The organism is Capnocytophaga sp. oral taxon 326 str. F0382, from assembly GCF_000318295.1.
Taxonomy (GTDB): Bacteria; Bacteroidota; Bacteroidia; order Flavobacteriales; family Flavobacteriaceae; genus Capnocytophaga; species Capnocytophaga periodontitidis.
On the sequence record NZ_KB291458.1, the window covers coordinates 1 to 1,564 of the forward strand.

At 47.8% G+C, this 1,564-nt stretch carries 1 rRNA gene; it reads left to right on the forward strand.

The features are described 5' to 3' along the window. Positions 1-11: 11 nt before the first annotated feature. Positions 12-1,564, forward strand: a 23S ribosomal RNA gene (locus HMPREF9073_RS12920); the annotation flags it as partial.

Below are 1,564 nucleotides of genomic sequence, written 5' to 3' on the forward strand. Positions count from 1 at the left end.
AACTACAAGCGCGAAAAGTTATGTAAGGGCGTATGGGGGATGCCTAGGCTCTCAGAGGCGAAGAAGGACGTGATAAGCTGCGAAAAGTTGCGTGTATTGGCACATACGAGATGATACGCAAATATCCGAATGGGGCAACCCAGTACATTGAAGATGTACTACACCGTAAAGGTGAGCAAACCCGCTGAACTGAAACATCTTAGTAGGCGGAGGAGAAGAAAACAAAAGTGATTCCCAAAGTAGTGGCGAGCGAAATGGGAACAGCCCAAACCCGTATTGTTACGGCAATGCGGGGGTAGTAGGACCCTAATATAGGTTGTAGAGCTGGATTAGAAGTGTTTGGAAAGACACACAATAGAGAGTGAAAGTCTCGTATAGGCACAGCGATATAAACCTTAAGGGAATCCTGAGTAGGTCGGGGCACGTGGAACCTTGACTGAATCCGCCGGGACCATCCGGTAAGGCTAAATACTCCTGAGAGACCGATAGTGAACTAGTACCGTGAGGGAAAGGTGAAAAGAACCGTGAATAACGGAGTGAAATAGCCCCTGAAACCATACGCTTACAAGCGGTTGGAGCAGCTACGGCTGTGACAGCGTGCCTTTTGCATAATGAGCCTACGAGTTACTGTTACCAGCGAGGATAAGTATTTCAGATACGAATCCGCATCGAAAGAGAGTCTGAAAAGGGCGCAAATAGTTGGTAGTAGTAGACGCGAAACCTGGTGATCTACCCTTGGGCAGGTTGAAGCGCTGGTAACACAGCGTGGAGGACCGAACTGGTTGTCGTTGAAAAGACTTCGGATGACCTGAGGGTAGGGGTGAAAGGCCAATCAAACTGGGAAATAGCTCGTACTCCCCGAAATGCATTTAGGTGCAGCGTTGAAGTGAGTTTAATAGAGGTAGAGCTACTGATTGGATGCGGGGGTTTCATCGCCTACCAATTCCTGACAAACTCCGAATGCTATTAAATGCTCATCAGCAGTGAGGGTATGGGTGCTAAGGTCCATATCCTAAAGGGAAAGAACCCGGACCATCAGCTAAGGTCCCCAAATATATGCTAAGTTGACCAAACGCGGTCTGACTGCACTGACAGCTAGGATGTTGGCTTGGAAGCAGCCATACATTTAAAGAGTGCGTAACAGCTCACTAGTCGAGCGGTTGGGCATGGATAATAAACGGGCATAAGCATATTACCGAAGCTATGGGGTTATACATTAGTATATACCGGTAGGGGAGCATTCTATAGGCGTGGAAGCTAAAGGCGTGAGCCATAGTGGAGCTGATAGAAAAGAAAATGTAGGCATAAGTAACGATAAGGCAGGCGAGAAACCTGCCCGCCGAAAGATCAAGGTTTCCTCAGCTATGCTAATCAGCTGAGGGTTAGTCGGGGACTAACGCGCACCCGAGCAGGGGAAGTGGATGTACAACAGGTTAATATTCCTGTACCATTAATCTGATAAAAGTGACGGAACGAGATAACTACCGCGTACTGACGGAATAGTACGTTAAAGGAGCAGTTATAGCTTTGATAGTACACTGAAGCTTCGGCCGAGGTGATAGAG